3 rRNA genes are annotated in these 5448 nt (G+C 55.9%); all 3 read right to left on the bottom strand.

Annotated features, from left to right (window positions below):
• Positions 1-24: 24 nt before the first annotated feature.
• The 3 genes from rrf to G3I17_RS39140 all read right to left on the bottom strand — a co-directional run bounded on the left by rrf (position 25) and on the right by G3I17_RS39140 (position 5407).
• A 5S ribosomal RNA gene (gene rrf, locus G3I17_RS39130) occupies positions 25-142 on the bottom strand.
• Positions 143-290: 148 nt separating this feature from the next.
• Positions 291-3412, bottom strand: a 23S ribosomal RNA gene (locus tag G3I17_RS42420).
• A gap of 477 nt (positions 3413-3889) precedes the next feature.
• Positions 3890-5407 (bottom strand): 16S ribosomal RNA (locus G3I17_RS39140).
• The 16S, 23S and 5S rRNA genes sit together here, the layout of an rRNA operon.
• Positions 5408-5448 lie beyond the last annotated feature (41 nt).

A 5448-nucleotide genomic window follows, 5' to 3' on the forward strand; every position in this document is an offset into this window, starting at 1 on the left:
TGGGTGGCCCTTAACAGTGTGAATGTCCGGCGACGTCCTACTCTCCCACGACCTACCGGTCGCAGTACCATCGGCGCTGTCAGGCTTAACTTCCAGGTTCGGAATGGAGACTGGGTGTTTCCCTGACGCTATGGTCACCGTAACTCTATAGAAATATCAACCAACCACCCTACAAGTCACCACGACCCCCGTGTGGGGTTCGTGGGGCTGGGGTTGACCGTATTTCGGGAACCGTATAGCGGACGCGGTGCTTCTTCGCAGCAGTCTTGTTGACCACACGATAGTGGTGTTGAGACAAGCCCTCGGCCTATTAGTACCAGTCAGCTCCACACCTTACGGTGCTTCCACCTCTGGCCTATCAACCCAGTGGTCTACTGGGGGCCTTACCCGATTAACTCGGTGGGAGACCTCATCTTGAAGCGTGCTTCCCGCTTAGATGCTTTCAGCGGTTATCACTTCCGAACGTAGCCAACCAGCCGTGCTCCTGGCGGAACAACTGGCACACCAGAGGTTCGTCCACCCCGGTCCTCTCGTACTAGGGGCAGCCCTTCTCAAGTCTCCTGCGCGCGCAGCGGATAGGGACCGAACTGTCTCACGACGTTCTAAACCCAGCTCGCGTGCCGCTTTAATGGGCGAACAGCCCAACCCTTGGGACCTACTCCAGCCCCAGGATGCGACGAGCCGACATCGAGGTGCCAAACCATCCCGTCGATATGGACTCTTGGGGAAGATCAGCCTGTTATCCCCGGGGTACCTTTTATCCGTTGAGCGACGGTGCTCCCACATGCCACCGCCGGATCACTAGTTCCGACTTTCGTCCCTGCTCGACATGTCTGTCTCACAGTCAAGCTCCCTTGTGCACTTACACTCGACACCTGATTGCCAACCAGGCTGAGGGAACCTTTGAGCGCCTCCGTTACCTTTTAGGAGGCGACCGCCCCAGTCAAACTACCCACCAGGCACTGTCCCTGATCCAGATAATGGACCGAAGTTAGACAGCCAGAACAACCAGAGTGGTATTTCAACGATGACTCCACCCGAACTGGCGTCCGAGTTTCACAGTCTCCCACCTATCCTACACAAGTTGTACCGACCACCAATACCAAGTTGTAGTAAAGGTCCCGGGGTCTTTCCGTCCTGCTGCGCGTAACGAGCATCTTTACTCGTAATGCAATTTCGCCGAGTCCATGGTTGAGACAGCGCCCAAGTCGTTACGCCATTCGTGCAGGTCGGAACTTACCCGACAAGGAATTTCGCTACCTTAGGATGGTTATAGTTACCACCGCCGTTTACTGGCGCTTAAGTTCAAAGCTTCGCCGGCCTAAACCAGCTAACCTGTCCCCTTAACGTTCCAGCACCGGGCAGGCGTCAGTCCGTATACATCGAATTACTTCTTCGCACGGACCTGTGTTTTTAGTAAACAGTCGCTTGGGCCTGGTCTCTGCGGCCATCAACGCTTCCGAGAGCAAGTCTCGTAACGCATCCGGCCCCCCTTCTCCCGAAGTTACGGGGGCATTTTGCCGAGTTCCTTAACCATGGTTCACTCGATCGCCTTGGTATTCTCTACCTGATCACCTGTGTCGGTTTGGGGTACGGGCGGCTCTAACACTCACTACGAAGTTTTTCTCGGCAGCATGGGATCATCCACTTCCCCTAAACGGGTCCGCCTCGGTTCTCAGGCTTATATAAGACACGGATTTGCCTATGCCTCACCCTACGACCTTGCCCGCGGATCAGCTTGCGCCTACCATCGCCGCGGATGGACTGCCCTCCTGCGTCACTCCTTAGTGCACCTAATACCACCTAGGGTCGAAACATCCACTCATCAGCCCGAAGGCCTCAAAGCTTCTGAGTCTTAGCATCAGTAGGTTCGGTCGGGTCGTGTTAATGCCGGTACGGGAATATCAACCCGTTGTCCATCGACTACGCCTGTCGGCCTCGCCTTAGGTCCCGACTTACCCAGGGCAGATTAGCTTGACCCTGGAACCCTTGATCATTCGGCGGACGGGTTTCTCACCCGTCATTCGCTACTCATGCCTGCATTCTCACTCGTGCAGCATCCACAACTAGATCACTCTGCTGCTTCGCTCGCTGCACGACGCTCCCCTACCCATCCACACACCTGGACCAGGTAAACCTGGCCGGGTACATATGTGAATGCCACAGCTTCGGTGGATTGCTTGAGCCCCGCTACATTGTCGGCGCGGAATCACTTGACCAGTGAGCTATTACGCACTCTTTCAAGGGTGGCTGCTTCTAAGCCAACCTCCTGGTTGTCTGGGCAACTCCACATCCTTTTCCACTTAGCAATCGCTTAGGGACCTTAGCTGGTGATCTGGGCTGTTTCCCTCTCGACGACGGAGCTTATCCCCCGCCGTCTCACTGCCGCGCTCTCACTTACCGGCATTCGGAGTTTGGCTGATTTCGGTAAGCCGGTAAGCCCCCTAGACCATCCAGTGCTCTACCTCCGGTAAGAAACACGCGACGCTGCACCTATATGCATTTCGGGGAGAACCAGCTATCACGGAGTTTGATTGGCCTTTCACCCCTATCCACAGGTCATCCCCCAGGTTTTCAACCCTGGTGGGTTCGGTCCTCCACGCGGTCTTACCCGCGCTTCAACCTGCCCATGGATAGATCACTCCGCTTCGGGTCTAGAGCATGCGACTAAAGCGCCCTATTCAGACTCGCTTTCGCTACGGATACCCCTCACGGGTTAACCTCGCCACATACCACTAACTCGCAGGCTCATTCTTCAAAAGGCACGCCGTCACACCCACGAATGGATGCTCCGACGGATTGTAGGCAATCGGTTTCAGGTACTATTTCACTCCCCTCCCGGGGTACTTTTCATCTTTCCCTCACGGTACTAGTCCGCTATCGGTCACCAAGAAGTATTTAGGCTTAGCGGGTGGTCCCGCCAGATTCACACGGGATTTCAAGAGTCCCGTGCTACTTGGGAAAACACTCGGAAGTCACTGTCTTACGCCTACGGGGCTCTTACCCACTACGGCTCAACTTTCCAGAAAATTCGACTTCAACAGTGATTTATAACTCCCTGACCCCACGGCATTAGGATCTGAATGCTCCCACAACCCCATATACGCAACGCACGCCGGCTATCACACGCACATGGTTTAGCCTCATCCGCTTTCGCTCGCCACTACTCACGGAATCACTATTGTTTTCTCTTCCTGCGGGTACTGAGATGTTTCACTTCCCCGCGTTCCCTCCAGAACCCTATGTGTTCAGGAACTGGTAACTGGCTTTAGAATGCCAGCTGGGTTTCCCCATTCGGACACCCCCGGATCACAGCTTGGTTGCCAACTCCCCGGGGCTTATCGCAGGCTCCTACGTCCTTCATCGGCTCTTGGTGCCTAGACATCCACCGATTGCCCTTAGTAGCTTGTCACACAACAAAAAACTACTGAAGATGCTCGCGTCCACTATACAGTTCTCAAAATACGGGCAGGAAAACCGACCCAATCCACCACTTACATCGAAGACCCCAACAACCCAGGGAATAAACACCCAGACAGTGGAAGCCTCACCCGTAGTTTGGTGAGAGCCGGCCCCAGCCACACAGCTACACCAGATCCGCAAAGATCCAGTGCAGTAGTGACCCAGAAAAACCGTTCCAACCTGATCACTCAGGACTGGCCCGATTCCTCAGGACCCAACAGCGCGCCTCGGCCTTTCACCACACCCCACTCACGTTCCACGCTCACCCCTCCGAAGAGAAGATCGCAGTACTAGCTCGATCAGTGCAGATCCCGGCCTAATGGTCAATGTTCCACATTCCGAAGCATCATCGCCCTAGAACGGACGTCTAGGAAACGACGAGTAGACAACCACACCCTTACGGGCCATGACTGTCAATGCTCCTTAGAAAGGAGGTGATCCAGCCGCACCTTCCGGTACGGCTACCTTGTTACGACTTCGTCCTAATCGCCAGCCCCACCTTCGACGGCTCCCTCCACAAGGGTTAGGCCACCGGCTTCGGGTGTTGCCGACTTTCATGACGTGACGGGCGGTGTGTACAAGGCCCGGGAACGTATTCACCGCAGCGTTGCTGATCTGCGATTACTAGCGACTCCGACTTCATGGGGTCGAGTTGCAGACCCCAATCCGAACTGAGACCGGCTTTTTGGGATTCGCTCCACTTTGCAGTTTCGCAGCCCTTTGTACCGGCCATTGTAGCATGCGTGAAGCCCTGGACATAAGGGGCATGATGACTTGACGTCATCCCCACCTTCCTCCGAGTTGACCCCGGCAGTCTCCTATGAGTCCCCACCATAACGTGCTGGCAACATAGGACGAGGGTTGCGCTCGTTGCGGGACTTAACCCAACATCTCACGACACGAGCTGACGACAGCCATGCACCACCTGTATAGGACCCTTACGGACCTCACATCTCTGCGAGATTTCCCTATATGTCAAACCCAGGTAAGGTTCTTCGCGTTGCATCGAATTAATCCGCATGCTCCGCCGCTTGTGCGGGCCCCCGTCAATTCCTTTGAGTTTTAGCCTTGCGGCCGTACTCCCCAGGCGGGGCGCTTAATGCGTTAGCTGCGGCACGGAGGACGTGGAATGTCCCCCACACCTAGCGCCCAACGTTTACGGCGTGGACTACCAGGGTATCTAATCCTGTTCGCTACCCACGCTTTCGCTCCTCAGCGTCAGGTAAGGCCCAGAGAGCCGCCTTCGCCACCGGTGTTCTTCCTGATATCTGCGCATTCCACCGCTACACCAGGAGTTCCGCTCTCCCCTGCCTACCTCTAGTCTGCCCGTATCGGAAGCAGGCTCGGAGTTGAGCTCCGAGTTTTCACTCCCGACGTGACGAACCGCCTACGAGCCCTTTACGCCCAATAATTCCGGACAACGCTCGGACCCTACGTATTACCGCGGCTGCTGGCACGTAGTTGGCCGGTCCTTCTTCTGCAGGTACCGTCACTCTCGCTTCGTCCCTGCTGAAAGAGGTTTACAACCCGAAGGCCGTCATCCCTCACGCGGCGTTGCTGCGTCAGACTTTCGTCCATTGCGCAATATTCCCCACTGCTGCCTCCCGTAGGAGTCTGGGCCGTGTCTCAGTCCCAGTGTGGCCGGTCGCCCTCTCAGGCCGGCTACCCGTCGACGCCTTGGTAGGCCATTACCCCACCAACAAGCTGATAGGCCGCGAGCCCATCCCCCACCGCCAGAACTTTCAACCAACCACCATGAAGTAGTCAGTGATATCCGGTATTAGACCCCGTTTCCGAGGCTTATCCCGAAGTGAAGGGTAGGTTGCTCACGTGTTACTCACCCGTTCGCCGCTCGTGTACCCCCGAAGGGGCCTTACCGCTCGACTTGCATGTGTTAAGCACGCCGCCAGCGTTCGTCCTGAGCCAGGATCAAACTCTCCGTTGAATTCTATATGCCAACCACCCGAAGATGGATAACAGACAAAC

The organism is Streptomyces sp. SID13031, assembly GCF_010548305.1.
Taxonomy (GTDB): domain Bacteria; phylum Actinomycetota; class Actinomycetes; order Propionibacteriales; family Kribbellaceae; genus Kribbella.